Annotated in this window: 28 protein-coding genes; 6 read left to right on the top strand and 22 right to left on the bottom strand. The window is 71.8% G+C overall.

Going from position 1 to position 24413, the window contains the following annotated elements; translation table 11 throughout:
• The first annotated feature begins 120 nt into the window (after positions 1-120).
• Complete coding sequence (locus ACIQHQ_RS11475; RefSeq protein WP_402611722.1) at positions 121-1479, top strand: replication-associated recombination protein A; 1359 nt, start codon at positions 121-123, stop codon at positions 1477-1479.
• Positions 1480-1622: 143 nt separating this feature from the next.
• Here the strand turns inward: ACIQHQ_RS11475 and ACIQHQ_RS11470 are convergent, their stop codons facing one another.
• Positions 1623-2018 carry a RidA family protein gene (locus ACIQHQ_RS11470; protein ID WP_175433329.1) on the bottom strand — a complete coding sequence of 132 codons (396 nt, stop codon included), beginning with the start codon at positions 2016-2018 and terminating at the stop codon, positions 1623-1625.
• A 139-nt stretch (positions 2019-2157) separates the two neighbouring features.
• On the opposite strand from ACIQHQ_RS11470, the gene ACIQHQ_RS11465 reads away from it, so the two are divergent.
• On the top strand, positions 2158-3132 hold the full coding sequence (locus tag ACIQHQ_RS11465; protein WP_402611721.1) for a helix-turn-helix transcriptional regulator: 975 nt from the start codon (positions 2158-2160) through the stop codon (positions 3130-3132).
• A 19-nt stretch (positions 3133-3151) separates the two neighbouring features.
• On the opposite strand, the gene ACIQHQ_RS11460 is transcribed toward ACIQHQ_RS11465, so the two are convergent.
• Positions 3152-3805 (bottom strand): class I SAM-dependent DNA methyltransferase, encoded by a 654-nt coding sequence (locus ACIQHQ_RS11460; RefSeq protein ID WP_402611720.1) that lies wholly within the window; start codon positions 3803-3805, stop codon positions 3152-3154.
• Positions 3806-3975: 170 nt separating this feature from the next.
• Here ACIQHQ_RS11460 and ACIQHQ_RS11455 point away from each other — a divergent pair, with 170 nt between their 5' ends.
• Positions 3976-5157, top strand: a complete 1182-nt coding sequence (locus ACIQHQ_RS11455) for a GDSL-type esterase/lipase family protein (protein ID WP_402611719.1) — start codon at positions 3976-3978, stop codon at positions 5155-5157.
• Between the two features lie 51 nt (positions 5158-5208).
• Here the strand turns inward: ACIQHQ_RS11455 and ACIQHQ_RS11450 are convergent, their stop codons facing one another.
• The 5 genes from ACIQHQ_RS11450 to ACIQHQ_RS11430 form a co-directional block, all read right to left on the bottom strand.
• Entirely contained in the window at positions 5209-7224 is a 2016-nt protein-coding gene (locus ACIQHQ_RS11450) for a HelD family protein (protein ID WP_402611718.1), read from the bottom strand.
• Positions 7225-7264: 40 nt separating this feature from the next.
• On the bottom strand, positions 7265-7888 hold the full coding sequence (locus ACIQHQ_RS11445) for a TetR family transcriptional regulator (RefSeq protein WP_402611717.1): 624 nt from the start codon (positions 7886-7888) through the stop codon (positions 7265-7267).
• Positions 7889-7914: 26 nt separating this feature from the next.
• Positions 7915-10110, bottom strand: a complete 2196-nt coding sequence (locus ACIQHQ_RS11440; protein ID WP_402611716.1) for a phosphotransferase family protein — start codon at positions 10108-10110, stop codon at positions 7915-7917.
• Between the two features lie 241 nt (positions 10111-10351).
• On the bottom strand, positions 10352-11095 hold the full coding sequence (locus ACIQHQ_RS11435) for an HAD family hydrolase (RefSeq protein ID WP_402611715.1): 744 nt from the start codon (positions 11093-11095) through the stop codon (positions 10352-10354).
• Positions 11095-11985 (bottom strand): winged helix-turn-helix domain-containing protein, encoded by an 891-nt coding sequence (locus ACIQHQ_RS11430; RefSeq protein ID WP_402611714.1) that lies wholly within the window; start codon positions 11983-11985, stop codon positions 11095-11097. The genes ACIQHQ_RS11435 and ACIQHQ_RS11430 overlap by 1 nt, the downstream gene beginning before the upstream one ends.
• 147 nt (positions 11986-12132) lie before the next feature.
• On the opposite strand from ACIQHQ_RS11430, the gene ACIQHQ_RS11425 reads away from it, so the two are divergent.
• Entirely contained in the window at positions 12133-12321 is a 189-nt protein-coding gene (locus ACIQHQ_RS11425; RefSeq protein WP_031143363.1) for a hypothetical protein, read from the top strand.
• 36 nt (positions 12322-12357) lie between these two features.
• On the opposite strand, the gene ACIQHQ_RS11420 is transcribed toward ACIQHQ_RS11425, so the two are convergent.
• The 3 genes from ACIQHQ_RS11420 to ACIQHQ_RS11410 all read right to left on the bottom strand — a co-directional run bounded on the left by ACIQHQ_RS11420 (position 12358) and on the right by ACIQHQ_RS11410 (position 15496).
• The gene (locus ACIQHQ_RS11420) at positions 12358-13236 is read right to left on the bottom strand and encodes a FadR/GntR family transcriptional regulator (protein WP_402611713.1); all 879 of its coding nucleotides are present in this window, start codon (positions 13234-13236) and stop codon (positions 12358-12360) included.
• A 287-nt stretch (positions 13237-13523) separates the two neighbouring features.
• Positions 13524-14786, bottom strand: a complete 1263-nt coding sequence (locus ACIQHQ_RS11415) for a GNAT family N-acetyltransferase (RefSeq protein WP_402611712.1) — start codon at positions 14784-14786, stop codon at positions 13524-13526.
• A 77-nt stretch (positions 14787-14863) separates the two neighbouring features.
• Positions 14864-15496: an aerial mycelium formation protein gene (locus tag ACIQHQ_RS11410; RefSeq protein ID WP_402611711.1), complete on the bottom strand. Its 633-nt coding sequence runs from the start codon at positions 15494-15496 to the stop codon at positions 14864-14866.
• A gap of 212 nt (positions 15497-15708) precedes the next feature.
• Between ACIQHQ_RS11410 and dtd the strand changes: the two genes are divergently transcribed.
• On the top strand, positions 15709-16134 hold the full coding sequence (gene dtd / locus ACIQHQ_RS11405) for a D-aminoacyl-tRNA deacylase (protein WP_402611710.1): 426 nt from the start codon (positions 15709-15711) through the stop codon (positions 16132-16134).
• A gap of 19 nt (positions 16135-16153) precedes the next feature.
• Here the strand turns inward: dtd and ACIQHQ_RS11400 are convergent, their stop codons facing one another.
• Genes ACIQHQ_RS11400 through ACIQHQ_RS11390 form a run of 3 tightly spaced genes read right to left on the bottom strand, consistent with a single transcriptional unit; the run spans position 16154 to position 18159 of the window.
• Complete coding sequence (locus tag ACIQHQ_RS11400) at positions 16154-17119, bottom strand: YgfZ/GcvT domain-containing protein (protein WP_402611709.1); 966 nt, start codon at positions 17117-17119, stop codon at positions 16154-16156.
• Between the two features lie 10 nt (positions 17120-17129).
• Positions 17130-17567 carry a transcriptional repressor gene (locus tag ACIQHQ_RS11395; protein WP_352100152.1) on the bottom strand — a complete coding sequence of 146 codons (438 nt, stop codon included), beginning with the start codon at positions 17565-17567 and terminating at the stop codon, positions 17130-17132.
• 16 nt (positions 17568-17583) lie between these two features.
• Complete coding sequence (locus tag ACIQHQ_RS11390; protein WP_402611708.1) at positions 17584-18159, bottom strand: FABP family protein; 576 nt, start codon at positions 18157-18159, stop codon at positions 17584-17586.
• Positions 18160-18362: 203 nt separating this feature from the next.
• Between ACIQHQ_RS11390 and ACIQHQ_RS11385 the strand changes: the two genes are divergently transcribed.
• A complete protein-coding gene (locus ACIQHQ_RS11385) occupies positions 18363-18725 on the top strand; it encodes a DsrE family protein (RefSeq protein ID WP_175433350.1) in 363 nt (120 codons plus the stop codon).
• Here the strand turns inward: ACIQHQ_RS11385 and ACIQHQ_RS11380 are convergent.
• The 9 genes from ACIQHQ_RS11380 to ACIQHQ_RS11340 form a co-directional block, all read right to left on the bottom strand.
• Positions 18719-19093, bottom strand: a complete 375-nt coding sequence (locus ACIQHQ_RS11380; RefSeq protein ID WP_402611707.1) for a VOC family protein — start codon at positions 19091-19093, stop codon at positions 18719-18721. The genes ACIQHQ_RS11385 and ACIQHQ_RS11380 overlap by 7 nt on opposite strands.
• A 38-nt stretch (positions 19094-19131) precedes the next feature.
• Entirely contained in the window at positions 19132-19392 is a 261-nt protein-coding gene (locus ACIQHQ_RS11375; RefSeq protein WP_402611706.1) for a DUF3099 domain-containing protein, read from the bottom strand.
• An 86-nt stretch (positions 19393-19478) separates the two neighbouring features.
• Entirely contained in the window at positions 19479-19766 is a 288-nt protein-coding gene (locus ACIQHQ_RS11370; protein WP_003991226.1) for a DUF1416 domain-containing protein, read from the bottom strand.
• Between the two features lie 39 nt (positions 19767-19805).
• The gene (locus tag ACIQHQ_RS11365; protein WP_402611705.1) at positions 19806-20651 is read right to left on the bottom strand and encodes a sulfurtransferase; all 846 of its coding nucleotides are present in this window, start codon (positions 20649-20651) and stop codon (positions 19806-19808) included.
• A 137-nt stretch (positions 20652-20788) separates the two neighbouring features.
• Complete coding sequence (locus ACIQHQ_RS11360; RefSeq protein ID WP_350310325.1) at positions 20789-20869, bottom strand: putative leader peptide; 81 nt, start codon at positions 20867-20869, stop codon at positions 20789-20791.
• Positions 20870-21070: 201 nt separating this feature from the next.
• Positions 21071-21808 (bottom strand): DUF2993 domain-containing protein, encoded by a 738-nt coding sequence (locus ACIQHQ_RS11355; RefSeq protein WP_402611704.1) that lies wholly within the window; start codon positions 21806-21808, stop codon positions 21071-21073.
• Positions 21809-21961: 153 nt separating this feature from the next.
• Positions 21962-23068 (bottom strand): hypothetical protein, encoded by a 1107-nt coding sequence (locus tag ACIQHQ_RS11350; RefSeq protein ID WP_402611703.1) that lies wholly within the window; start codon positions 23066-23068, stop codon positions 21962-21964.
• A 3-nt stretch (positions 23069-23071) separates the two neighbouring features.
• The gene (locus tag ACIQHQ_RS11345) at positions 23072-23326 is read right to left on the bottom strand and encodes a MoaD/ThiS family protein (RefSeq protein WP_402611702.1); all 255 of its coding nucleotides are present in this window, start codon (positions 23324-23326) and stop codon (positions 23072-23074) included.
• A gap of 76 nt (positions 23327-23402) precedes the next feature.
• The gene (locus tag ACIQHQ_RS11340; RefSeq protein ID WP_402611701.1) at positions 23403-24254 is read right to left on the bottom strand and encodes an alpha/beta hydrolase; all 852 of its coding nucleotides are present in this window, start codon (positions 24252-24254) and stop codon (positions 23403-23405) included.
• Positions 24255-24413 lie beyond the last annotated feature (159 nt).

Genomic DNA, 24413 nt, shown 5'->3' with positions numbered 1-24413 from the left:
CGACCGTCCCGAAATCCGGCCGGTCATCCGGGCCGCGGTGAGCCGAGGCGGCCGAAGCCCACGGCCGACCGGCCGCCCCCGACCTCACGGCGTGCTCCGTGCCGAAGGACGGGTGGAGTGATGGCCGCCGAGGAGGACGGGCTGTTCGCGTTACCGACGCCTGACGCCCCTCCGCCCGCCGAGCCCGTCCCGGCTCACGCCCCGCTGGCGGTACGGATGCGGCCGCGCACGCTCGCCGAGGTCGTCGGCCAGGCGCACCTGCTGCGCCCCGGCGCGCCGCTGCGGCGGTTGGCGGAGGGCGGGGAGGCGACGTCGGTGCTGCTGTACGGTCCGCCCGGCACCGGAAAGACCACCCTCGCACGGCTGCTCGCCGATGGCGCCCCGCGGCACTTCGTCGCCCTCTCGGCACTGTCCAGCGGGGTCAAGGAACTGCGCGACGTGATGAACGACGCGCGTCGTCGCCGGGACCGCCAGAACCGGCAGACCGTGCTGTTCATCGACGAGGTGCACCGCTTCTCCAAGACCCAGCAGGACGCGCTGCTCGGCGCCGTCGAGGACAGGCTCGTGCTGCTCGTCGCCGCCACCACCGAGAACCCGTCGTTCTCGGTGGTGACCCCGCTGCTCTCCCGCCTGCTGGTGCTGCAACTGAAATCCCTGAGCGAGGACGAGGTCCGCGAGCTGCTGCGCCGTGCCGTGAAGGACGAGCGGGGCCTCGGCGCCGCGGTCACCCTGTCCCCCGAGGCCGAGGACGCCCTGGTGCGCCTCGCGGCCGGCGACGCCCGGAGCGCGCTGACCGCCTTGGAGGCGAGCGCCGACGGGGTGACCGACACCGGCGGCACGGTGGTCGATGTGGCCGCGGTGGAGCGGGCCGTCGCCGAGACGACCGTCCGCTACGACCGGCAGGGCGACCAGCACCACGACGTCGTCAGCGCGTTCATCAAGTCGATCCGCGGCTCGGACCCCGACGCCGCGCTGCACTACCTGGCCCGCATGCTCGTGGCCGGGGAGGACCCGCGGTTCATCGCGCGGCGGCTGGTGGTGCACGCCAGTGAGGATGTCGGGCTGGCCGACCCCACGGCGCTCCAGGCCGCCGTCGCGGCGGCGCAGACGGTCCAGCTCATCGGCATGCCCGAGGCACGCCTCGCCCTGGCGCAGGCCACCGTGCACCTGTCCATGGCACCGAAGTCGAACACGGTGATCGTCGGGATCGACGAGGCCATGGCCGACGTCCGGGCGGGCGCCGTCGGCGAGATCCCCGCCCACCTGCGGTACGGCCGCTACGCGGGCGCCCGGGAGCTGGGCAACGCGATCGGCTACCGGTACCCCCACCGGACCCCAGAGGGAGTCCTGGAGCAGCAGTATCCGCCGGACGACCTGGTGGGGACGGACTACTACCGTCCCACGCGGCACGGCGGGGAGCGCGTCCTGCACGAGCGCCTCGTCAAGCTGCGCCGTGCCGTCCGCGGCGAGGAGGGATAGCGCTGGGAGCGCGTGCCCCGCGGCCCGGTCGCCGAAGCCGGCGGCGTGGACACCACGGCTGTGAGGCTCGCGATTCACCACGTGCCCGCTGCCCGTGCCGGTTCACGGGCACCGGCACGGGCAGCGCGGCGGACGGGTTCACATCACGCGACGGCGGTGCCCTCGAGCTCGACCATCTGGCCGGGGATCGCCAGGCGCGTCACACCGAGCATGGTGGTGGTCGGCGAGACCTGGGCGGCGCCCAGCCGGCCCGCCAGCACACCGTAGTGCTGGAAGAGCAGGTCGACATCGGTCGTGTAGACGTTGAGCCGGACGAGGTTCGAAAGAGACATGCCGGCCTCGGCGAGCACCGCCTCGATGTTGTCGATGCTCAGCGCGAGCTGCGCCGCCATGTCACCGTCGTGCTCGGGCTTGCCTTCCTTGCTCATCGCGGTCTGCCCCGAGATGTACAGGGTCCGCGAGTGCCCGGAGACGACCTCGCCCTGGTTGAAGCCCATCTCGACCGACCACGTCACCGGGTTGACCGCGTTACGTTCCATTGCCGACTCGCTCCATCCATTCGGTTCACTGAAGTGCGCATGTTCAACGACTCGGCATGTGGCGGGCTTTGTCGTCGCACACAGGAGCCTGTCAGCAATACGTGACATCCTCGGTCATGTATTTGGTTAGTGTTTTCGCATGCGCGCCGACCGGTTGGTTTCCCTGGTGCTCCTGCTGCGTCAGCGCGGCCGGATGACCGCGGAAACACTGGCTCGCGAGCTCGAGGTGTCCACCCGCACGGTGCTGCGCGACATAGAGGCGCTGTCCGCGGCCGGCGTCCCGGTGTACGCCGAGCGCGGCCGGCACGGCGGCTTCGCTTTGTTACCCGACTTCCAGACGGCGCTCACCGGACTGAATCACGACGAGGCACTCGCCCTGCTCGTCGCCGGCTCGCGGCGCGGCGCACAGCTGTTCGGCCTCGGTTCGGCGCTCGCCTCGGCCATGCTCAAGGTGGTCGACGCGTTGCCCGAGGGCCTTCGGGACACGGCGGCCGATGCGGCGCGGCGATTACTCATCGACCCGGAGACCGACCTCCTCTCGCGCCGCGTGGCCGCCGAGGAGATGTCCGACGCCATCGTGGCCGAGGTGCGGCGCGCGGTGTTCGCCGGACACAAGCTGCGCATCCACTACGCGGCGGTGGGCCAGGCCCCGAAGTGGCGCACGGTCGACCCGATCGGCCTGGTCACCGTACGCGAACAGGGGTATCTGCTGGCCATGAGAGCCGGCGAGGACCGCACCTACCGGCTGTCCCGGGTGCTGGCCGCCGAGGAACTCGACGAACCCGCGCAGCGACCGGCCACCGTCGACCTGGACCGGGCCTGGCAGGAACGCAACGCGCAGTTCCGGAGCGGCGGTGACAAGGTCGCCGTGCTGGTACGGGTCAACCCGGCGCGTCGTGAGCACCTGGTGGGCACCGTCCTGGCCGTCTGCGCCGAGGAAGCCGACGCGGACGGCTGGCTGCGGCTGAACGTGATCTTCCAGGATGCGCGGCATGCCGAATGGGCCCTGTGGCAGCACGCCATCGACGCGGAGGTCCTGGCCCCGCAGTGGCTGCGCACCTCCCTGTGCGACCGCGCCGCCAGGATCGCCGCCCGCTATGGTCCGCCGTCCTGAGGTCCGCTTCCCACCGCTGTCACTCCGGCCGGTACGCCAGGAACGTGCCCACCTGCCTCTTCGAGGCGCCCTCCGGTTCCTGCACCAGCCGTGTCGTGACCACCAGCCCGGCCTCGTGGAGCAGTTCGGCGATGCGGTCGGGTGGGAGGAGGTACGACTCGTAGGACACCGGGTGGTCGCCGTAGGCATGGGCCGGGCGGAGGTGCTCGTCGTCGCCGACATGGCCGGCCAGCATCAGCCGGCCACCGGGCGCGAGGGTGCGGTGGAACTCGGAGAAGACGGTCGGCAGCCATCGCGGCGGGGTGTGGTGGGTGGCGTAGTACGCGAGGATGCCGCCGAGCTCGCCGTCGGCGATGTCCAGCGCGGTCATCGAGCCGACGGTGAAGCGGAGTTCCGGGTGCGCCGCCCGGGCCAGGTCGATCATCCTCGGCGACAGGTCCACGCCGAACACCGGTACCCCGAGGGCGGCCAGGTGGGCCGTCACCTTGCCGGGGCCGCAGCCCAGGTCGGCGACCGGCCCGGGGTGCGGAGGCCGCACGAGCTCGGCGAAGGCGGACAGCATCGCGCGCGACACCGGGTCCAGCTCGGCCGGTTCCTTGACGCCCCGGGCGTAGGCGGCGGCGACGGTGTCGTAGGACTCGCGGACCGCGGTGAGGTGGGAGGGCTCGGTCATGCCGCAAACCTAGGTGACGGCAGTGACACACGCCCCGTACTCCGACGGCGGTGACGGTTTCAGCCGCGCGACCCCGGACACCGAGATTCCTGGGCCCGGATCCTCGACGCCCTCGACACACTGCTGCGGAACCGGCCCGCGGCCCCGACCGATTTCCGAGGCTGACACCCATGCACACCGAGCACGACTGGATCACCACGCCCCTCACGGCGGACCTGCTGCGCGGCGCCCTCGACGTGGAGCACACCGAGCACGGCCTGCTCCCCCACCGCCTCCCGGCCCGGGCCCGCGCGCAGAACACCGACGCCCAGCTGGCGATGGCCGAAGCCCAGCCCTCGGGCGTACGCCTGGCCTTCCGTACCGCCTCGACCGTCGTCGAGCTGGACACGCTGCGCACCAAACGCGAGTACACCGGTTTCCCGCCGCGCCCGGACGGTCTGTTCGACCTGCTCGTCGACGGCCGCCCGGCCGGGCAGGCCCCGGGCACCGGCGGCAACGTCCTGACCGTCGACCTGACCACCTGGGAGGGCGAGCTCGCGCCCGGCCCGGTCGGCACCGTCCGCTTCACCGGCCTGCCCGAGGGCGACAAGGAGGTCGAGATCTGGCTGCCGCACAACGAGACCACCGAGCTGGTCGCCCTGCGCACGGACGCCCCGGTCCTGCCGGCGCCGGACCGGGGCCGCCGGGTGTGGCTGCACCACGGCAGCTCGATCAGCCACGGCTCCGACGCCGCGAGCCCGACGGCCATCTGGCCCGCGGTCGCCGCGCTGCGCGGCGGGGTGGAACTGATCAACCTCGGCCTGGGCGGCAGCGCGATGCTCGACCCGTTCACCGCGCGCGCCATGCGGGACACGCCGGCCGATCTGATCAGCGTCAAGATGGGCATCAACCTCGTCAATCGGGACGCGATGCGGCTGCGTGCCTTCGGTCCGGCCGTGCACGGCTTCCTCGACACGATCCGCGAGGGGCACCCCGACACCCCGCTGCTGCTCGTCTCGCCCATCCACTGCCCCCTCCACGAGGACACACCCGGCCCGACCGCCCCCGACGGCCGGGCGCTCGGCGAGGGCCGCCTCCTCTTCGCCGCCATGGGCGACCCGGCGGAGACGCCCACCGGCAAGCTCACCCTCACCGTGATCCGCGAGGAACTGTCCCGCATCGTCCGGCAGCGCGCCGCCGACGACCCGAACCTGCACTACCTCGACGGCCTCGACCTCTACGGCGCGGCGGACGCCACCGCCCTCCCCCTCCCCGACCACGTCCACCCGGACGCGGCGACCCACCAGCACATCGGCGAACGCTTCCACCGGCTGGCGTTCACGGGGCAAGGGCCCTTCTCGGAAAAGGGATGAACGGCCGCACCGCCGCGCCGGAGCGATGGCATGGGCCCTGACCACCGTCCCCTAGAAGGGCAGTGGCCTCGCTCGCACGACCTCCAGCCGGGACACCGCCCGGGTCAGCACCACGTACAGCCGGTGCGGCCCCCGTTCCTCCGCCTCGGCGATCGCCGCCGGTTCGACGGCCACGACGTGGTCGTACTCGAGGCCCTTGACCGCGCTCGCCGGCATCAGGGCGACCGGCGCGCCGACGTCGTCCGGGCCCGCCGCCTCGATACCGGCCGCGTCCAGCGCCGCCCGCACCCGCGCAACGTCCGCGTCCGCCGCGACGATCCCGACCGAGCCCTCCCGCCCCCGCGCGTCCCGCACAGCTTGGACGACCGCGTCGGGCACGCCCTCGACGGTGGTCTCGCGCTCCCGCAACTCCCCGTCGGCGCGCAGTGAACGGGCCGCCGGCACGTCCACGTCCAGCCGCTCCAGCAGCCGGTTGGCGAGCCCCACGACCGCCTTGGGCACCCGGAACCCGGTGGTCAGGGCGACCACGGTCGCGTCCGGCTTCCCCAGGTGCGCCAGGACGGTGCGCCACGACCGCGCCGCCCACGGCGTCGTGCCCTGCGCGAGATCGCCCAGCACCGTCAGCGAACCGAAGCGGGCCCGGCGGGCGATGGCCCGGCACTCCATCGGGGACAGGTCCTGCGCCTCGTCGACGACGACGTGCCCGTAGCCCTCCGGGTGCCCGATCAGACCGGCCACCTCGTCGAGCAGCACCAGATCGGCGGCCGACCAGCGCGCCGATTTCCACGACCGGGGCGGCCGCCCCCACAGCAGCGCCCGCTGCTCACCGGCGTCGAGGAGCCCCTCGGCGGCCGTCGCCAGCGCCACCTCGTCGGCGAGCAGTCCGGCGACGACCTCCTCGGGCCGCACCCGCGGCCAGACGGTGTCGACGTACGCCGACACCGGCCGCGACCGCTCGACCCGCCGTACCCAGGCGTTGGGGGGCGGCCCCGCCCGCCGCTCGACCTGCTCGCGCAGACACCCGACGATCCGCGCCCGCACCCGCTCCCGTCCGACCCCGTACGGCGGTTCCTCCTCCCGCACCCCGGCCACGATCCGCGCCAGTTCCCCCTCCGGCACCCGCCACTGGTACGACCCGTCCGGCACGGCCAGCGGACCGGCCCCCTCGGGGCGCACTCTCGCGTACAGCGCCCTGCGCAGCACCTCGGCCATCCGGGCGTCGTGCTTCAGGACGGCGGCCGGCTCGTCGTCGGTGCCCCTGACCGGCCACCGGGCGATCTCCTCCCCGAGGGTCGACTGCCGCACCCCCGTCTCACCGAGGGCGGGCAGCACCTCGGCGATGTACGACAGGAAGGTGCGGTTGGGTCCGAGGATCAGCAGACCGCCGCGCCGGATGCGTTGTGGGTGCGTGTAGAGCAGATACGCCGCCCGGTGCAGCCCGACGGCGGTCTTGCCGGTGCCCGGTGCGCCCTGCACGCACACCGACAGCGCCAGGTCCCCCCGTACGAGGTCGTCCTGCTCGGGCTGGATCGTCGCGGCGATGTCCCGCATGGGCCCGACCCGGGGCCGTTCGATCTCCCGGGCGACGATCTCGCTGTCGCGTGTCTCGCCCTGCTCCAGGTGCTCGTCCTCCAGGCCGGTGAGATCGCCGGAGTCCCCCCGGCTGCCGGGCGCCCACCCGAAGCGCCTGCGCACCGCCACGCCCTGCGGGTCCCGCGCCGAGGCCTGGTAGAAGGCGCGCGAGACGGGCGCGCGCCAGTCGACGACGAGGGGCGGTTCGGCCGGGTGCTCGCAGATGCGCAGCCGCCCGATGTGCAACCGCCCCTCCGCGCCCTGGAGGGCCCCGAAGAACAACGGCCCCTCGGGCAGTTCCCGCAGCGCCTTCGCCCGGCTGCGCAGCCGGTACCCGAGGACTTCGGCATCGGCCCCGGACGCGGAGACGTCCTCCCCGATGACGACCTGTTCACCGGCGCCCTCGACCATCGCGGCGAGGGCGGTCCGGCAGCGTTCGTGGTGGGCGCGTTCCTGTTCGAGGACGTGCTGAAGGGCGGGTTCGGTCGAGGTCATTCCCCCGAGCGTACGCGAAAGCGTGACTGAGTTAAATAATTTACCGAGTTTCACCCCGGAGGCGGGGCGGCAATCCGGCCGCGAGCCATCCGAACGCCCGCTCAGCCGCCGCCACCGCGTCCGGCCGCACGTCCGCCACCCGCTCCCCCGCCGCGATCCGCCGCCAGTTCTCCAGCGCGAGCACCCGCAGCACGGCCATGATCTGCCCCGCCGCCAGCCGCGCGTCCAGATCACCCCCGAGCACCTCGGCGAGCGCGGCCTCCGACCGCTCCTGGTGGGTGTGCGCCCGGGCGACCAGCGAGGGCGTCCCGTAGAGCAGGGCGTGGAAGGCGAGCACGTCGGGGTGGTCGTTGAGCCCGGTCACGGGGTCCCCCCGCTCCAGCCCTTCGGCGAAATGCCGCCGCAACGCCTCCACGGCCGGCCCCTTTGCCGCCGCCACCACCCGGGCGGCCTCCCCCTCGTGGTCGGCGATCCGGTACAGCACCAGATCCTCCTTGGCGGGGAAGTACCGGAACAGCGTCGGCTTCGAGATCTCGGCCGCCGCCGCCACCTCCGCGACGGACACCGCGTCGAATCCCTTCTCCATGAAGAGCCGCACGGCGATGTCCGACACGGTCTCGTACATCCGCCGCTTCTTGCGCTCACGCAGGCCGGGGGTGCTCATACGGGGGAGCCTACGCAGAAGCGGGGTCAGGCCAGAGCGCGGGCGAGATACGGGTTCGCCGTGGAGCGCACCGGGAGGCCGAGCGAGCCCGTGGCGACGGCCAGCGTCACCGCGTAGGAGGCCACGGCCCGCCGGACGTTCGGGGCGTCCATGCTCGCGCCGGTCACGATGCGGTCCAGATCGACATAAGCGGACCGCACGATCTCCAGCCGGCGGTACACCCGCCAGTCCTTGCGCCAGTCGCGGGTGTACTCGGCGGGCAGCCGGCGCTCCCAGCGGCGGAACATACGGTCCCTGATCTCCGGCCGGGTCGGCGTGAGGTGCATGTGCCGTACGAGGTCGTAGAGGGGGTCGCCGACGACGGCCATCTCCCAGTCGATGAGGGTCAGCGCCAGCCGGTCGTCGCGGCGTACGAGGTTCCAGGGGTTCAGGTCACCGTGCAGGAGGGCGGGTTCCCGGTGGCTCACCTCGTGCCGGGAGAGGATCAGCCGCAACCGGTCGGCGTCGGGCAGCCCGAGGTGCCGGGCCAGTTGCTGCGACTGCTTCGGCAGGTCCCGCACCAGGGAGATCAGCTGGTCCCGGAGCCAGCGGTGGAACGCGCCCTCGCCGGCGGCCGGGTCGACCTGCTCGTACCTGACGCGCGTCAGGGCGCACAACTGGTCCACCAGGCCGTCCGCCTCGTGCGGCAGCAGGCCGTGCACGGGGTGGTCGGGGGGGCGGTCGACGTCCCGCGGTCCGACGTAGGTGTGGAGGGCGATGGTGTCGCTCTGGTAGGTCTCGCCCAGAGCGAGCACCCGCGGCGCCGCCACCCCGACGGACGACTCCTCGATCGCGCGCAGCACGGCGTGCTCGCTGAGGAAGCCACGCTCCCGCCGGCACACCTCGGCCAGCTTCCGCCGGACGACCACGGGAGCGTCGAAGCCCGGCACCGACACCGGCACCACGGTGTTCAGGTGCGCGGTGCCCTTGAACACCCGGCCCGCGGGCGCGGCGCCCTCCGCCAGCAGGGCCTCCCGGACCGTGGCGGGCGGGAAGTCGGGGCGCTCCGGCATCCGCCGGTCGGGCCGCCACTCGAACGCCTTCGCGATCCACGCACGGTCCCTGATGTCCCGGTTCGTCCGCGACACCAGCCAGCGGAACAGGGCCCGCCGGATCTCGCCCTCCCTCGGCACGCCGACGAGCCGCAGCGGTTCCGCCGCCGCCTCGAGGGCCCGCCGCACCTCGGCCGTCGCCTCGTCCAGGCTCGTCTGCGTGAACGATTCCTCGAGGGACCGGGCGGCCCGCATCACGTCCGGGAAGAGGGACTGCGCCCGCTCGAACGCCAGGTAGTGGCGCAGATCCCTGGTCAGGCCGTTGACCGCCGCGGGACGGACCTCGCGCATGGCCTCGGCCCAGGCCTCGACCACCTCGGCCCATTGGTGAGCCGGGTACCGCATGCGCACGAGGTGGGTCGCGAGATCGTGCAGCGGGTCGCCGTAGGTCGCCAGCTCCCAGTCGACACAGACGAGGGGCGGGTCACCCGCGTAGGACACGATCACGTTGTCGCGGTGCAGGTCGGCGTGGAGCAGGCTGTACGGCCGCCGGGCCATGGCGGGCACCCGCCCGGCCAGTTGGGTGAGCGCGTCCTCGGGGATGCCCAGCGCCGCGAACAACCCGCCGAACGGGTCGCGGTTGGGCCGTCTGATCTGCTGGTCCGCGAGGTGGACCAGGGTCCGCAGGAACCCCTGGCTGTCCGTGTCGTTGCGGGGCCAGACGGCCGGCAGGGCGGGCAGCGCGCCGCGCCGCACCTGTGCCGTTTGGGCCAGCAGACCGGCCAGCGCCCTGATCAGCAGGGTGTCGACGGGCTTGCCGTGGTCGCAGACGCTGGACAGCGGCACGCCCTCCACAAAGCTGTGGATCGCGACATCATCCCGCTTCACGAGACATCGCGGCGCGTGCGGCAGGACCCCCCGGACGGCGGCGAGGACGTCGGCCTCGTCCTGCCAGGTCCGGATGACCACGCGCAGCGCGTCCGGGCGCCGGATCCGCACGGTCACGGGCGTCCCCGCCTCACCGCCGGCCATCCGGGCCATGCCCTCCGTCAGCGGAAGGACGTGGTTGCGGTGGTGATGGCCGCCGCTCTCCCGCCCCCGCTCGACGGCGAGTTTCACGAACGCCCGCCAGGTGGCGTCGTGCGAGGCGCGCTCCCCGAGAAGAGGGCGAGGACGAGGAGGTGCGCCCACGGGCCGCTCCGGAAGTGCGAGAAGGAAGGACGGTACGGCACACGGTAGGTTCGCGGCCGACGCCGCGCATGGCGCAGAGAGCCATTACGGGTGATGGCCACCCGTCAGCATGAGGCTGCGTGAACTCGTTCGAGTAGGGCCGGTCGGCCTCGTCACATACGAGCGGGGGTGAGCGTTCGGCTCAATTCCTTTGCGCGGTGCCGGAATGCTACACCCGGCCCACGGCTCCCCGGCCGTCCGCTCATGCGCGCAGCAGGTCCAGGAGCGGCGCCAGGGACACGAGGACACTGTCGGCGCCGGCGTCCCTCAGGATCTTGGCCTTGCGTTCGTTACGCGCGTAGCCCAGGAACGGGACCCCCGCACGGCCCGCCGCCTCGTGGTCGGAGGGTGTGTCACCGATCATCAGGGCATCGCCGGGGGCGGCGCCCATCGCCCGCAGCGCCCGGTTCAGGCAGTGCGGATCAGGCTTCAGCCGGTGGAGGTCCTGGGTGCGCCCGTAGATGTGCGGGGCGAAACAGCCGGCGAGGCCGCGGCCCGCGAGGTAGGTGCGGGCCACCCGGGGCGAGTTGTTCGTGGTGATCGCCAGGCGGGATCCCACCGCCGTCCAGGTGCGGATCAGCGGGTCCGCGTACGCGGTCGGCCACGCCGAGGAGGCGGCCCGCAGCTCCTCCTGGGTGAGACGTTCCTCCAGCTCGGCGACGAGGTCGCTGCCGGGGTGCCGGCGGTCCACGGCCCGCAGGACCACATGCGGGTCGAGAGACTCGCGCTCGGTGTCCGTGAGCAGGCCGTGCAGACCGCGGCCCTCCAGCCAGGACACCAGGTCGCTCGCCACCCGCTCCGCCGAGTGCCCGGCGAACAGGCGGCAGATGGGCCCGTCGAAGTCCCACAGCACGACACGGGCACGTCTGATCAGCTCGCGGAGCTGGTTCGGATCGTTCTCGGCCCCGAAGGGCACCGCACCGGTCTGGGTCGCATCAGAAGTCACTAGGAGAGTGTCAGGTCCGTCGTGATGGTTTCCCAGAGGGCGTTGAACCACTTCTGGGATTCCTCCACGAACGACGCGTCCCGCCGGCCCGTGCGCTGCACGAAGGAGAAGAGGAGGGACCGGGAGCCGAGGACGTCGTACATGTCCAGGGTCTGGCTCCCCCACTCCTCCTCGCGCCTGGTCAGCATGTAGTAGCCGATCAGGGCCTCCTCCTCGTTGAGGAGGTACAGCTTCACCGGCGGGGTGAAGGGCAGCGCCCGGAACGTGACGTGGACGTCGATCCCGTGCGTGGAACGCAACGCCCGCAGGTTGTGCTGGAGGACCTGTCCCTGGGCGTTGCGCATGGCCAGCCAGCGCTGATGGACCGGGTTGTCGTCGCCGTGGGCCTCGACCGGGACCGGGAAGGCCAGTTCGATGTCCCGGGAGGGAACCAGGATGCGGACGTCGATCGACTCGGGGCGGATGCGGCCCTCGTGGATGAGCCGCAGCGGCTCGCCGATGGCGACCATCAGCGTCTCCGCGGTGTGGCAGACCACGTCGATGCGCACGTGCGGGGCGGAGAACGCCTGCGCCAGGCGCGGGGCCAGGCCCACCATGGTCGGCTGGGGTTCGCCGCGGGCGGGGGCCGGGGCGGCGATCCGCGGTGGGCTGCCCTTGCTGACGTTGGTGAGGAGACCGTCCTCCTGGAGGACGCGCAGGGCCTGGCGGACGGCGCCGCGCTCCACGCCGAACTCCTCGGCGAGTTCGGCCTGCGTGGGCAGGCGATCACCCGGCTTGAGCTCACCGGCGCGGATGCGTTCCCGCAGGTTGTCGGCGATCTCCTGGGGCGAGGACCTTCTGCTGCCGTTGACTGCCACGTTCTCCGCCACGCTCTCCTGGGTCACGACCAAACGCTACAACTCTGATCCATCTGGCGGGAGTTGTTTGAAAGTTGTTTATGACTAGGGGCCAAGTGGGGACAACTTAATCAGAGTTGGTTGCCAACTTCTCGGAGTTGGCGGAAGTTTTGCTTCCGGACTTCCGAAGGGGGAACACCGATGCCCGCCCTCGCTCTCCTCTCCGCCGCCTTCGTCGTCGCCTTCGAACAGCTCGTCCAGTGGAAGTACGGTCCGGCCGGCATCGTCGGCCTGATCCTTCTCACCGTCGGCGTCAAGGCCAAGAGCCCGGCCGTCAGCTCCGCGGGAGCCGTCGTGCTCGCGTTGCTGATGACGGGGCCCGCCCGTTGAGTCACCGCGCCACCCGGGAACCACCCGTGGGAGACGTCAGCTCGTGAGCGTCAGCTCCGAACTGATCGTCTCCCACAGTGCGTTGAACCACAGGTGCGACTGCTCCACGAACGTGGTGTCGCGCAGTCCCGCGCCCTGCCGGAAGGAGAACAGCATGGACTGGGTGCCCTGTGCGTCGTACATCGCCGGCTGCTCCCGCTCGGCCTCGGCCTCCCGGCGCGTCAGCGTGTAGTACGCGAACAGCGCCTCCGCGCCGTTGAGCAGGTACAGCTTCACCGGAGGGGTGAACGGCAGCGCGCGGAACGTGACACGGACGTCGATGCCATGTGTGGCGCGCAGGGCCAGCAGGTTGTGCCGGAGGACCTGTCCCTGGGCGTTGCGCATCGTCAGCCACCGCTCGTGCACCCAGTCGTCGTCGCGCCCCTCGACCGGCACCGGGAAGGCGAGGTCGATGTCCCTGCTCGGCAGCAGCACCCGGACGTCGACCTTGGCCGGTTTCAGCCGTCCGGCGTGAATCTGCCGCAGCGGCTCACCGATGGCGAGCGTGAGGGAGATGGACGTGAGGCACACGGCGTCGATCTCGACGTGCTCCGCGGCGAACGCCGTCGCTATCCGGGGCGCAAGGGCCACCGTGGTGGGCAGCGGCGGGGCCTCCGGGCCGGTCAGCGCACCGACGGGGTCGGGCGCGACGGTCGCCGGGCTGCCCTTGGACACGTTGGTGAGCAACCGCTCGGACTGCAGGATGCGCAGCGCTTGGCGCACGGCGCCGCGTTCCACACCGAACTCGTGGGCCAGCTGAGCCTGGGTGGGCATGCGTGCACCCGGCCGCAGCGCCCCTGACCTGATCCGGGCGCGCAGTTCGTCGGCCACCTCGTGATGTGTTCTCTGTGGCCGTTGCGACCTCTTCCGTCCCATGGCGGAGTCGTGTTCCGGGTCCACAACTGAACAGTACAACTTCCCGCCATCTTGAGGCAGTTCAAGGAAAGGTGGTTATGGGCCGGTTCCAGACGGAGATAACTACAGTGAAGTTGGTCACCAACTTCGGGAACATGGTCACACCTTCAGGGGGTTGGCCACCCGCCAGGGGACTCCCTTCCGGAGGGGAGCCGGGAGTCCCGCCAGGTCGGCACCAGCGCACAACAACCACAACCGAACAGCTCGCTACGGATGCGGGTCCCAGCACGCCGGCGGAAGGGAGCGGCTCAGAACATGTCCGGGCACCAAGGCCGCCTGGACGTACGCAGCAGGGCGTCGGCCTTCCGGGCGGCGCCCGCTCGTTCTTCGCGCACCCGCCCCAGCTCCGCCAGCCGCACCGCCGACTCGTCCCCGAGCCACAGCGCACCCAACTCGCCCACGCCGAGTTCGAGTTCCGCGCTCTCGGTGGTCGGCGTGCAGGACGCCCCCTCGGGTGAGGCCTCCAGCCGGTAGCGCCCGCCGGTCAGCCCGTCCACCCCGGCGATCCCCAGCACCAGCGTCCCCCGGCCCTCGTAGGTCCGCGCCTCCAGTGCCCGTACGACGTCCAGGATCCGCACCCACAGCCAGTCCGCCAGCGAGGTGATCCCGGCCGCCCGCGGGTCGGGCAGGAGGTGCGGGAGCAGGTCGTCGGGCGCCCGCCAGCCGCTCTTCACCTTCACGACCCAGTCGATGGAGCAGAGGTACTCCCACAGCGCGCGTTCCGCAGCCGGGGTCACCCCGAACAGCCACCTCACGGTCGCCGTGTTCAGCGGCTGCTTGGCATCCCCCCAGGTGTCGTCCACCTCGTACGCGGCCATGCCCTCGACCTCACCGGACGGCGAGCGGTACACGGCGAAGAACGGCGGCTTCCACGACGGGTCGAGCGGCAGGGCGCCGGTACTGACCTTCCACCAGGTCTCGTCGCGGGTGATGACGCCGGGCCGGCTGCCGCGCAGCCGCTCGTGCAGCTCCGGGCCGAGCCCCCGGACCTCCTCGCCGTCCACCAGGTCGATCCGCCCGCCGCCCGCCGGGCCCGCCCAGCGGGCGTCGAGCCCGGCGCGCGGCACGTCGATCGTCCACTCGCACGTCCAGGTCGCCGGACCGAAGCCGTACCGGCCGTAGATCGGGTACTCGGCGGCGATCAGCGTCGCGACGACGTCCCCGCGGTCCTTCGCCGCCGCCAGGTCCCGCGCCATCATGCGGCTGAGCAGCCCGCGGCGGCGGTGGGTGGCGGTGACGGTGACGGCCGAGATCGCGTCGGCCCGGACGCTCGCCCCGCCGACGACCGTGAGTCCCTGGTCGAAGGACCGGAAGGTCGCCACGCACCGGCCGCCGTCGAAGGCCCCGAGGTAGCGGCCCGGGACGAACTGCCCGCGCCGGCCCTCGATCTCCTCCTCGGTGAGCGCGGGCACCCGCAGGAAACCGGTGTTCACGGCCCGCAGCCAGTCGGCGAACTCGCCTTCGGCGATCGGGCGTACGTCGATGTCGTCGGCGCGGGACAGGGGGGCCATGGCGTCACGCTAGGCGGAGGGCCGGCCGGTGTCGCGTGAATATCCGACCGCCGGCCCTCCCCGGGCCCGGGCACGGCTCACACCAGCAGGTCCTCCACCTGCGCCTCCCCCTCGCGGTACCGGCGCGCGATCTCCGCGCTGCACTCGTCGGCCGTGCGCTGCAGCCGTTGCCGGCGCCGGGAGACCTGCTGCTCGTGGCGTTCGAGCCGTCCCATCGCCGTGGTCAGCTCCAGGTCCGTGCGCGCGTCCAGGTCGGACAGCTCGACCTCGGCGAGCATCTCCGCGGCCAGTCGCCGGAACTCCTCGCCCTGCGGGGTGCGCAGGGTCAGATGACGGGCCGAGGAGCGGTGCCGGGCCGGGGCGTCCCGCAGGATGTCCGCCAGCCGCTCCACCACCGACGCCTCCTCGGGCACGGCGGTGGAGGCCTCGCCCGCCGGGGCGCGCCGGGCCATCTCCGCGCGCAGGATGTCGATCCGTCCCTGGAGCAGCCGCCGCAGATAGCTGAGGTCGGCCTCGTCGCGCTGGGCCTCGCGGCGCAGCGTGCGCAGTTCGGGCAGGCTCAGCGCGGTCAGCCGGTCCCCGGGGCTGTCCGAAGGCAGCGGCGGGCTGTCGGTGCGCTGTGTGGGCGGCCGGTGGTACTCCGACGCGCCCATCCCCGTGTACGTCGACCAGACAGCCGCCTGCTGCTGCCCCATGCTTGATGTGCTCATGTGCCTCAACCGTCCCCTCGACCGGTGTGTGCAAGCATCGTGCCACCCCAAGTGGCCGCTATGGGAACGAGTGCCCCCGATAGGCCCCAGATGGGCTGTTAAGCAGCAAAATACGGCCGTGCAGGGGCTGTTGAGGCCTCGCGCAAACCACCCTTTCGGGCCACGGGCCGACCACCCGCGCTGCGGATGTCACCGCCCTGCATGATGGACGTATGCGAGCAGTGGTGCAGAGGGTGGACGGCGCGAGCGTCGTCGTGGACGGCGAGACCGTGGGGGCGATCGAGGGCGAGGGACTGTGCGTCCTGGTCGGCGTCACCCACGATGACACGAAGGAGAAGGCGGCCCAGCTGGCCCGCAAGCTCTGGTCGATCCGCATGCTGCACGACGAGAAGTCGTGCAGCGACATCGACGCCCCGCTCCTGGTGATCAGCCAGTTCACCCTCTACGGCGACGCCCGCAAGGGCCGCCGCCCCACCTGGAACGCCGCCGCCCCCGGCGAGGTGGCCGAGCCCCTCGTCGACGAGGTCGTCGCCCAGCTGCGCTCCCTGGGCGCGACGGTGGCCACGGGCCGCTTCGGAGCGGCGATGCGCGTATCACTGACGAACGACGGCCCGTTCACGGTACAGATCGAAATCTGACCCGAAAGATATACAAGTCCTACGGCTCGACGACGACTTCCTGGGCCGCCGCCGTGTCCCCGGCCACCAGGGGCGCGTCCACCGCCACGTTCCGCTTCACCAGGGCGAGGGCGATCGGGCCGAGTTCGTGGTGGCGGGCGGACGTCGTGACGAAGCCGATCTTGCGGCCCTCGGGGCCGTCCTCCGCGAGCCGGAGTTCCGTCCCGGCCGCGGGCAGATGCACCTCGCTGCCGTCGAGGTGCAGGAAGACCAGCCGGCGCGGCGGCTTGCCGAGGTTCTGCACCCGGGCGACCGTCTCCTGACCCCGGTAGCAGCCCTTCTGCAGGTGCACCGCCGAGCCGATCCAGCCCAGCTCGTGCGGGATGGTGCGGTGGTCGGTCTCGAAACCGAGGCGGGGCCGGTGCTGCTCCACGCGCAGCGCCTCGTGGGCGAGGATCCCGGCGGGCGGCCCGGCCTGCGCAGCGTAGGACTCCAGGTCGGCGCGGGGCAGGAACAGGTCCCGGCCGTGCGGCGTCTCCCGTACGACGACGCCCTCGGGGACCTCGGCGATGGAACCGGCCGGGAGGTGGACGATCGCGATGTCGTCCGTGCGGTCGGCGACCTCGACCCTGTAGAAGAACTTCATCGACTCCAGGTACGCGATCAGCGCCTCCTGGGTGCCCGGCTCCACATGGGCCCAGACCGTCCCGCCGTCGTCCACGAGGTACAGGGCGTGCTCGATGTGGCCGTTCGCGGAGAGGATCAGCGCCTCGGTGGCCCGGCCCGCCGGGAGGTCGCTGACGTGCTGGGTGAGCAGCAGGTGCAGCCAGGCGAGCCGGTCCTCGCCGGTGACGGCGACGACCCCCCGGTGCGAGAGGTCCACGAATCCGGTGCCGTCGGCGAGGGCACGCTGCTCACGGAACAGGTCGCCGTAGTGGGCGGCGACGGCTTCGTCCACGCCCTCGGCGGGGACGGCGCCGGGCAGGGTCAGCAGGGGGCTCTTCATATCCGTAAGCCTACGACTCGGTAGTTGAAGCCTTGAGAGTGCAGTCCTTGCAGCGGCCGAAGATCGCGAAGTGCTTCATGTCGGTGTCGAAGCCGAACGTCTGCCGCAGCTTGTCGGTGAACTCGGCGGCCACCGAGACGTCCGCCTCGATCACGTTCTGGCAGTCGCGGCAGACCAGGTGGAGGTGGTGGTGCCGGTCCGCGAGGTGGTACGTCGGCGCGCCGTGCCCCAGATGCGCGTGACTGACCAGGCCGAGCTCCTCCAGGAGCTCCAGCGTCCGGTACACCGTGGAAATGTTGACCCCCGACGCCGTCTTCCTCACTTCCACGAGGATGTCGTCGGGGGTCGCGTGCTCCAGGGTGTCCACGGCTTCGAGCACGAGTTGCCGCTGCGGGGTCAGCCGGTAACCGCGCTGCCGCAGATCGCTCTTCCAGTCGGTGCTCACCACACCCCTGAGTCTAGGACTACTTGAAGAAAGCGATGCCGTCGTCCGGCATGTCGTCGGGCAGGGCCTTCGCCCAGCGCTCGACCTCCTCCGGGGTGACGACCTTCTTCAAGTGGGCGGACATGTAGGGGCGCAGCTCGACCTCGGGGGTCTGCTTCTCGCCGACCCACATCAGGTCGCTCTTGACGTAGCCGTACAGCCGCTTGCCGCCGGTGTAGGGCTGGGAGGCGGCCGTGCGGGCCACCGCGTCCGTCACGAGGTCGATCTGCGGCTTCTTGTCGGCCAGCTCGCCGTACCAGATCTCGATGACGCCGTCGTCGCGGGTCATGGTCACCTCGACCTTGCGGCCGGCGTCGATCCGCCAGAAGCCGTGCTCGGACTCCAGGGGGCGGACCTTGTTGCCGTCCTGGTCCAGCACCCAGCTGTGGGACCGGTACTCCAGGAAGTCCCGGCCGTCGTGGGTGAAGGTGACCTCCTGCCCGAAGTTGCACTTCTCGGAACCGGGGAAGTCGTGCACGCCGGCGCCCGCCCAGTCGCCCAGCAGGAAGGCGAGCGGGACGAGGTCCTTGTGGAGGTCGGACGGGATCTCGATCATGGGAACTTCCTAGACGGGGGTCAGCGCTGGCCCTGGTACAGCTTCTTCACGGTCAGTCCGGCGAAGGCGAGGACGCCGACGGCGACCAGGACCAACAGGATTTCGAAGAAGATCTCCACGGGGTGCTCCTTGAGCGGGGTGCGAATGGGTGCACAGGGCCGAGCCCAGCTTACGCGGGCCTCTTCGGCACTACGATTCCGGCTATGGCGAAGAAGCTGGTGATCAAGGTGACGGCGGGGGCGGACGCCCCCGAGCGGTGCTCCCAGGCGTTCACGGTGGCGGCGGTCGCCGTGGCCAGCGGCGTCGACGTCTCCCTGTGGCTGACCGGGGAGTCCGCCTGGTTCGCCCTGCCCGGTCGCGCCGCCGAGTTCGAGCTGCCGCACGCGGCTCCCCTGCCCGACCTGCTCGACTCCCTCCTCACCGCCGGCCGCGTCACCCTGTGCACGCAGTGCGCGGCCCGCCGCGAGATCACGGAGCAGGACGTGATCAAGGGGGTCCGCATCGCGGGGGCGCAGGTCTTCGTCCAGGAGGCGATGGCGGACGGGACGCAGGCGCTCGTCTACTGAGAGTCCGTGTACAGGCAGAACGGGTGCCCGGCCGGGTCGAGCAGCACCCGGACGTCGTCCTGCGGCTGGAAGGCGGCGCGGCGGGCCCCGGCGGCGACGGCCCGCGCCGTCTCCGTCTCCAGGTCGTCGACCTCGAGGTCGAGGTGGATCATCATCTGCTGCCGGTCCGGGCCGCTCGGCCAGACGGGCGGTACGTACGCGGGTTCGGTCTGGAAGGACAGCCCCGTACCGCCGTCGGGCGGGCGGATGTGCACCCAGTCCGGGCCGTCCTCGCCCGGCCGGACGCCCCAGCCGGGCAGCAGCCGCAGGTAGAAGTCCGCCAGCTCGCGCGCGTGCGGTGCGTCGAGGGTCGCCGCTGTGAGTCGCATGGAGCCCGGCTACCCGCGGCGGGACGGGACGACGCCGTTCACCGCGGGCGCTTCTTGCCGTCCAGCTCGTCCCACCACTCGTCGGACTGGGCATCCCCGGAGGGGTCGTCCCACCACCGGTCCTCCGGCCCGCGCCGGTTGGCGACCACGGCCGCCACGGGCGGGATGACCATGGCGACGACGCACATCCCGACGGCGACGGGAACGGACCACAGGCGGACGACACCCCAGGCCAGGACGAACAGGCCGATGCAGAGGCCCATCATCACGAAGTACGTGTGACGCCGCCGTGTGTACATACGTCCAGCGTAGGTCCGGGCAGGCCGAAGGGCCGCACCCCAGGCGTCCAACCCGAGGGGTGCGGCCCGTGCGGGACCGATCGCCGTCAGACGGCGATCGCGACCTCCGCCAGGCCGCCCTGCTGGGCGACGACCGTGCGGTCGGCGGTGGCGCCGGGCACGAGGGCGCGGACGGTCCAGGTGCCCTCGGCCGCGTAGAAGCGGAACTGTCCGGTCGCCGAGGTCGGCACCTCGGCCGTGAACTCGCCGGTCGAGTCCAGCAGTCGGACGTAACCCACCACGGGCTCGCCGTCCTTGGTCACCTGGCCCTGGATGGTGGTCTCACCGGGCTTGATCGTCGAGGCGTCGGGGCCGCCGGCCTTCGCACCGCACATGTCGTACTCCTGAAGTCTGGAAAGGTCGGTCGGGGTTGCTTACTTGTTGGCGCCGAGCTCGATGGGCACGCCCACGAGGGAGCCGTACTCGGTCCAGGAGCCGTCGTAGTTCTTGACGTTCTCCACACCGAGGAGCTCGTGCAGCACGAACCAGGTCAGCGCGGAGCGCTCACCGATGCGGCAGTAGGCGATGGTGTCCTTGGCCAGGTCGACGCTCTCCTCGGCGTAGAGCTCCTTGAGCTCCTCGTCCGACTTGAAGGTGCCGTCGTCGTTGGCGTTCTTGGACCACGGGATGTTCCGGGCGGACGGGACGTGGCCCGGGCGCTGCGACTGCTCCTGCGGCAGGTGGGCCGGGGCGAGCAGCTTGCCGGAGAACTCGTCGGGCGAGCGCACGTCGACGAGGTTCTGCGAACCGATGGCGGCCACGACGTCGTCGCGGAAGGCGCGGATGGACGTGTCCTGGGGCTTGGCCTTGTAGTCCGTCTTCGGGCGCTCCGGCACCTCGTCACCGGCGACCAGCTCGCGGGCGTCGAGCTCCCACTTCTTGCGGCCGCCGTCGAGGAGCTTGACGCTCTCGTGGCCGTACAGCTTGAAGTACCAGTAGGCGTAGGAGGCGAACCAGTTGTTGTTGCCGCCGTAGAGGACCACGGTGTGGTCGTTGCCGATGCCCTTGTCGGACAGGAGCTTCTCGAAGCCCGCCTGGTCGACGAAGTCGCGGCGGACCGGGTCCTGAAGGTCCTGGGTCCAGTCGATCCGGATGGCGTTCTTGATGTGGTTCTTCTCGTAGGCGGACGTGTCCTCGTCCACCTCGACGATGGCGATGGTCGGGTCGTCCAGGTGCTCCTGGAGCCAGTCGGCGTCGACCAGGACGTCGTTGCGGCTCATGCTTCTTCTCCTCCGGGGCAGTTACGGCGGGGCGTGCGAGGTCTGCAGGGCGCGCCCTTGAGGCAGGGCGGCGCACGGGTGCCCTGGATGCAGGGCTGCGGGGATGCGCGCGTCGGCGCGACTGCCGGCGCGATCGCTCAGAAGGTGCGACAGAGCATGGCGGCGACGCGGCACAGGTCTACTGCCCGCCGCTTCGTGAGGTCCGCCTGTCGCTTCATAGCGTCGATCGTAGGGACGGTCGGGCGGGCGTGTCACCGGTGTGTCGCATGCTGAGACGAGACAATCCGCCATATGGGATCGGAGGCCCGCCCAGGCGCTCCCGCACCGCGTCCGGCCGAGCGCGTCCTCCGCCGCATCTACGCTACGGACATCACCGTCTCGCCCACCGGACAGTGCTGGTCGCTCCGCCGTGCGCCTTCCTACCCGGCCAGTCGGACGTCCGAACCCTTCACCGTGATCTCGACGCCGTCCGGAGCCGCCTGGACCGTGTCCAGCTCGATGCCGCCCGGCAGGCCGTCGATCTTCTGCTGGAAGTCGGTGATCGCCCGGACGCGGTTCTCGGCGATGTCGACACCACCGAACTTGGGCAGCCCGTCGGCGTGCACGCGGACCGTGCCGTCCACGACCTTCACCGTGCTCAGCACGGAGACCGGCTCAGGCAGCCTGGTGCCGAGGACCGTCGCTTCGACGGTGACCTTGATCTTGCCGTTGCCGCCGTCGGAGAGCCCGACGACCTTGGCGGTGACGCCCGGGGCGACCTGGGTGGGCTCCGACTTCGCCGTCTTCAGCAACTCGTCGTAGGCGATGGTCGCGGTGCCGGTGGCGGTGGAGGCGGTGGCGGAGCTGTAGTCGCCGGAGAACTCGACGCCCTTCATGTCGGCCTGGAGGTCGTCGATCCGGATCTTCTGGTCGCCGTTGCCCGCGGCGGCCTCGTAGTCCTTGATGCCGACCTCGACATCGTCCAGGGAGCCGCCGGCGACCTGGGTGAGGAACGGGAAACCCTTGATCGACACGTCGGGGGTCTCCGACAGGTTCTCCGTCGTCTTCAGCCGGTCGGCGGCCTCGTCCTCGGCGAAGCCGACCGCGACACGGTCGGCGATCACGAAGAGCCCGCCCAGGATCACGACGAAGATCAGCAGTATGCGCAGTGCTCGCATTGCGGTGTTTCCCCCACCCAGTCGGTTACACGGCGGTCCCTGACGACCGGGCGGCCGTCCCTTGCGCGAGGGTAACCCTGCCCGAAAGAGGAACCGGGGGATTGTTGATCGTCTGTGACAGGGCGGGCGCCCGGCGACTCGCCGCGGCCGGATCTACGCCAGCGCCCTGCCCAGGACGTACACCGCCGGTGCCGCCGCGGCCAGGGGCAGGGCCACGCCCGCGGTGAAGTGGACGAAGCGGGACGGGTAGTCGTAGCTCGCGACCCGGTGGCCGATCAGGGCGCAGACGGCGGCGCCCGCGCCGAGGAGGGCCCCCGAGGTGCCGAGGTCCGTGAACGACCCGGCCGCGATGCCCGCACCCGCCGCCGCGAGGAGGGACACCACCACCGAGGCGGGCGTGGGCAGCGGCAGCGCGCGGGCCAGGACGGCCACCGCCACGGCCACCGTGCCCACCGTCACCGCGTCCGCGGCGGCCGCGAGGTAGCCACCCGCCACGATCGCCAGCGCCGAGGCCGCGACCGTCGCCATCAGGCCGTACATCCGCTCGTCCGGGTCGGCGTGCGACCGCAGCTGCAGGACCAGCGCGAGCAGCACCCACACCCCGAGCGTGCCGAGGATCGCCGACGGGGAGCGGCCCGAGGCCAGCAGCGCCGCGTCCGCGGCCAGCGCGCCCGCGAAGCCCAGCGCGATGCCCTGCCGGGCCGGCCACATCCCGTTCAGCCGGAACCAGCCGGCGGCGGTGACGGCCTGGAGGATCACCAGCGGCACGAGCAGCGCGTACGTCCCGACCGCCGCGGCACCGGCCAGCAGCAGCCCGAGCAGCGCCGTCAGCGCGGCCGGCTGCATCCCGGGCTCGATGATCGGGGAGCGCCCCTCCGCCCGGGCCCGCTGGGCATCCGTCACGCGCGTGTTCCCGCCGATGGTGGCCGGGCCGTAGCCGGCGGCGTCGGGGGCGTCGTCGTCAGCCGGAGCCGCGTACCCCTGCGGGACCTGGGGCGGCTGCGGCGCCTGGGCTCGCAGGTACGCCGTCTCCTCCGCCGTCACCGGCGCGGACACCGGCTGGTGCGTCTGCGTCTCCCAGGTCTGGCCCTGCCACTGCTGCGTGTACTGCTGAGCGGCGTGCGGGTCGTCGTAGCCCTGGTAGTCCTGTCCGGGCCACGCCTGCGGCGCCTGCGGCTGTTGCTGCTGAGGCTGTTGCTGCTGCCCGTAGGACCGGTACGGGTCGTAGGGGCCGTAACCGTCGTTCGGCTGGTTCGTCATCGCTCATCCTCCTGCGAACGGCGGGAGCACCTCGACCGTGCCGCCGTCGGCCAGCCGTACCGTCTCATGTCCACGGGTGCCCACGGGGTCGCCGTCCACGAGGAACGAGCACCGCCGCAGGACGCGTTCGAGTTCACCGGGGTGCCGCTCGCGCACCGCGTCGAGCGCCTCGGCCAGCGTGGCCGCCTCGTACGGCTCCTCGGCCACCTGGGCCGCGGCCTTGGCGGCGGCCCAGTAGCGCACCGTGACCTTTGGCATCTGCTTCCTCAATCGCACGTCGCAGCGGACTCACACAGTCTCACCACGGGCTCACCCGACGGTGAACCCCGTCAGGCTAGCCCGCCCGGCCCGCGACCCACTCCCCGATCCGGGCCAGCAATGCGTCGCCGGCCGCGTGCTCGGCATGTCCCATCTCCGGCTCCAGCCACAGTTCGCCCTGGTCACCCGCGGCGGCGGCCAGCATCCGCGGGTGGTCGACGGGGAAGTAGCCGTCGGCCTCGCCGTGCACGATCAGCAGCGGGGTGGGAGCGATCCTCGGCACCGCCTCGACCGGAGAGAGCGGGACCGGGTCCCAGGCCCGGTGGTGGATGCGCGTACCGAAGCCGTACCGGCCGACCACTCGTCCCTCGGGCCGCGTCACCAGCCAGTGCAGCCGCCGCATGGGGGCGGTCCCCCGGTAGTACCAGCGGGCCGGTGCGCTGACCGAGACCACCGCGTCGGTCTGTTCCCGGTGGAGTGCCGCGTGGCGGAGCACCACCGAGCCGCCCATCGAGAACCCGACCGTCCCCACGCGCCGGTGCCCGAGCTCCCGCGCCCACCGCACCGCCGCCGCCAGGTCGAGCACCTCCCGGTCCCCGACCGTGGACCGCCCGCCGGACGCCCCGTGGCCCCGGAAGGAGAACGTGACGACGGCCCCGTACCGGGCGAAGGCCTGTGCCACCCTCCGCACGTGCGGCCGGTCCACGGCCCCGGTGAAACCGTGGGCGACGACGAACACGGGATGACCGGAAGGTCTCCCGGAGGCGTCGTATACGGCGGGACCCGGGTCGTACACGGCGTCGATCGTCACACCGTCGGAGGTGCGCAGAAACGTCCTCGACGACCCGCGAACAGGCGTTCCAGCGACCGTCTCGGAATGCGGACGATCGGTGGAACGCGCCACATGACCTGCCGGACCAGAGCTCATGTGGGCTATTCTGCTGGGCAGAGGACTCGGGCAGCGTAGCCCCCGGGTCCTTTTGTGCTTTCGGAAGCGTTGTATACGACGCGGGAAACCGCAGGTGTACGGGGCCTTCGGGATCGCAGAGCGGTGCTGTGCCAACAAACGTCCTCGCAGGGACCGAGG

It is taken from the genome of Streptomyces sp. NPDC092370, from assembly GCF_044755265.1.
Classification (GTDB): domain Bacteria; phylum Actinomycetota; class Actinomycetes; order Streptomycetales; family Streptomycetaceae; genus Streptomyces.
The sequence above is the reverse complement of the archived record's forward strand: the minus strand, read 5'-3'. Positions and strand labels throughout refer to the sequence as shown.

Bases quoted from the DNA above. Each gene is read 5' to 3' on its own strand.
- ACIQHQ_RS11475 (WP_402611722.1), top strand. From the start codon at position 121: ATGGCCGCCGAGGAGGACGGGCTGTTCGCGTTACCGACGCCTGACGCC.
- ACIQHQ_RS11470 (WP_175433329.1), bottom strand. From the start codon at position 2,018: ATGGAACGTAACGCGGTCAACCCGGTGACGTGGTCGGTCGAGATGGGC.
- ACIQHQ_RS11465 (WP_402611721.1), top strand. From the start codon at position 2,158: ATGCGCGCCGACCGGTTGGTTTCCCTGGTGCTCCTGCTGCGTCAGCGC.
- ACIQHQ_RS11460 (WP_402611720.1), bottom strand. From the start codon at position 3,805: ATGACCGAGCCCTCCCACCTCACCGCGGTCCGCGAGTCCTACGACACC.
- ACIQHQ_RS11455 (WP_402611719.1), top strand. From the start codon at position 3,976: ATGCACACCGAGCACGACTGGATCACCACGCCCCTCACGGCGGACCTG.
- ACIQHQ_RS11450 (WP_402611718.1), bottom strand. From the start codon at position 7,224: ATGACCTCGACCGAACCCGCCCTTCAGCACGTCCTCGAACAGGAACGC.
- ACIQHQ_RS11445 (WP_402611717.1), bottom strand. From the start codon at position 7,888: ATGAGCACCCCCGGCCTGCGTGAGCGCAAGAAGCGGCGGATGTACGAG.
- ACIQHQ_RS11425 (WP_031143363.1), top strand. From the start codon at position 12,133: ATGCCCGCCCTCGCTCTCCTCTCCGCCGCCTTCGTCGTCGCCTTCGAA.
- ACIQHQ_RS11420 (WP_402611713.1), bottom strand. From the start codon at position 13,236: ATGGGACGGAAGAGGTCGCAACGGCCACAGAGAACACATCACGAGGTG.
- ACIQHQ_RS11415 (WP_402611712.1), bottom strand. From the start codon at position 14,786: ATGGCCCCCCTGTCCCGCGCCGACGACATCGACGTACGCCCGATCGCC.
- ACIQHQ_RS11410 (WP_402611711.1), bottom strand. From the start codon at position 15,496: ATGAGCACATCAAGCATGGGGCAGCAGCAGGCGGCTGTCTGGTCGACG.
- dtd (WP_402611710.1), top strand. From the start codon at position 15,709: ATGCGAGCAGTGGTGCAGAGGGTGGACGGCGCGAGCGTCGTCGTGGAC.
- ACIQHQ_RS11400 (WP_402611709.1), bottom strand. From the start codon at position 17,119: ATGAAGAGCCCCCTGCTGACCCTGCCCGGCGCCGTCCCCGCCGAGGGC.
- ACIQHQ_RS11390 (WP_402611708.1), bottom strand. From the start codon at position 18,159: ATGATCGAGATCCCGTCCGACCTCCACAAGGACCTCGTCCCGCTCGCC.
- ACIQHQ_RS11385 (WP_175433350.1), top strand. From the start codon at position 18,363: ATGGCGAAGAAGCTGGTGATCAAGGTGACGGCGGGGGCGGACGCCCCC.
- ACIQHQ_RS11380 (WP_402611707.1), bottom strand. From the start codon at position 19,093: ATGCGACTCACAGCGGCGACCCTCGACGCACCGCACGCGCGCGAGCTG.
- ACIQHQ_RS11375 (WP_402611706.1), bottom strand. From the start codon at position 19,392: ATGTACACACGGCGGCGTCACACGTACTTCGTGATGATGGGCCTCTGC.
- ACIQHQ_RS11370 (WP_003991226.1), bottom strand. From the start codon at position 19,766: ATGTGCGGTGCGAAGGCCGGCGGCCCCGACGCCTCGACGATCAAGCCC.
- ACIQHQ_RS11365 (WP_402611705.1), bottom strand. From the start codon at position 20,651: ATGAGCCGCAACGACGTCCTGGTCGACGCCGACTGGCTCCAGGAGCAC.
- ACIQHQ_RS11360 (WP_350310325.1), bottom strand. From the start codon at position 20,869: ATGAAGCGACAGGCGGACCTCACGAAGCGGCGGGCAGTAGACCTGTGC.
- ACIQHQ_RS11355 (WP_402611704.1), bottom strand. From the start codon at position 21,808: ATGCGAGCACTGCGCATACTGCTGATCTTCGTCGTGATCCTGGGCGGG.
- ACIQHQ_RS11350 (WP_402611703.1), bottom strand. From the start codon at position 23,068: ATGACGAACCAGCCGAACGACGGTTACGGCCCCTACGACCCGTACCGG.
- ACIQHQ_RS11345 (WP_402611702.1), bottom strand. From the start codon at position 23,326: ATGCCAAAGGTCACGGTGCGCTACTGGGCCGCCGCCAAGGCCGCGGCC.
- ACIQHQ_RS11340 (WP_402611701.1), bottom strand. From the start codon at position 24,254: ATGAGCTCTGGTCCGGCAGGTCATGTGGCGCGTTCCACCGATCGTCCG.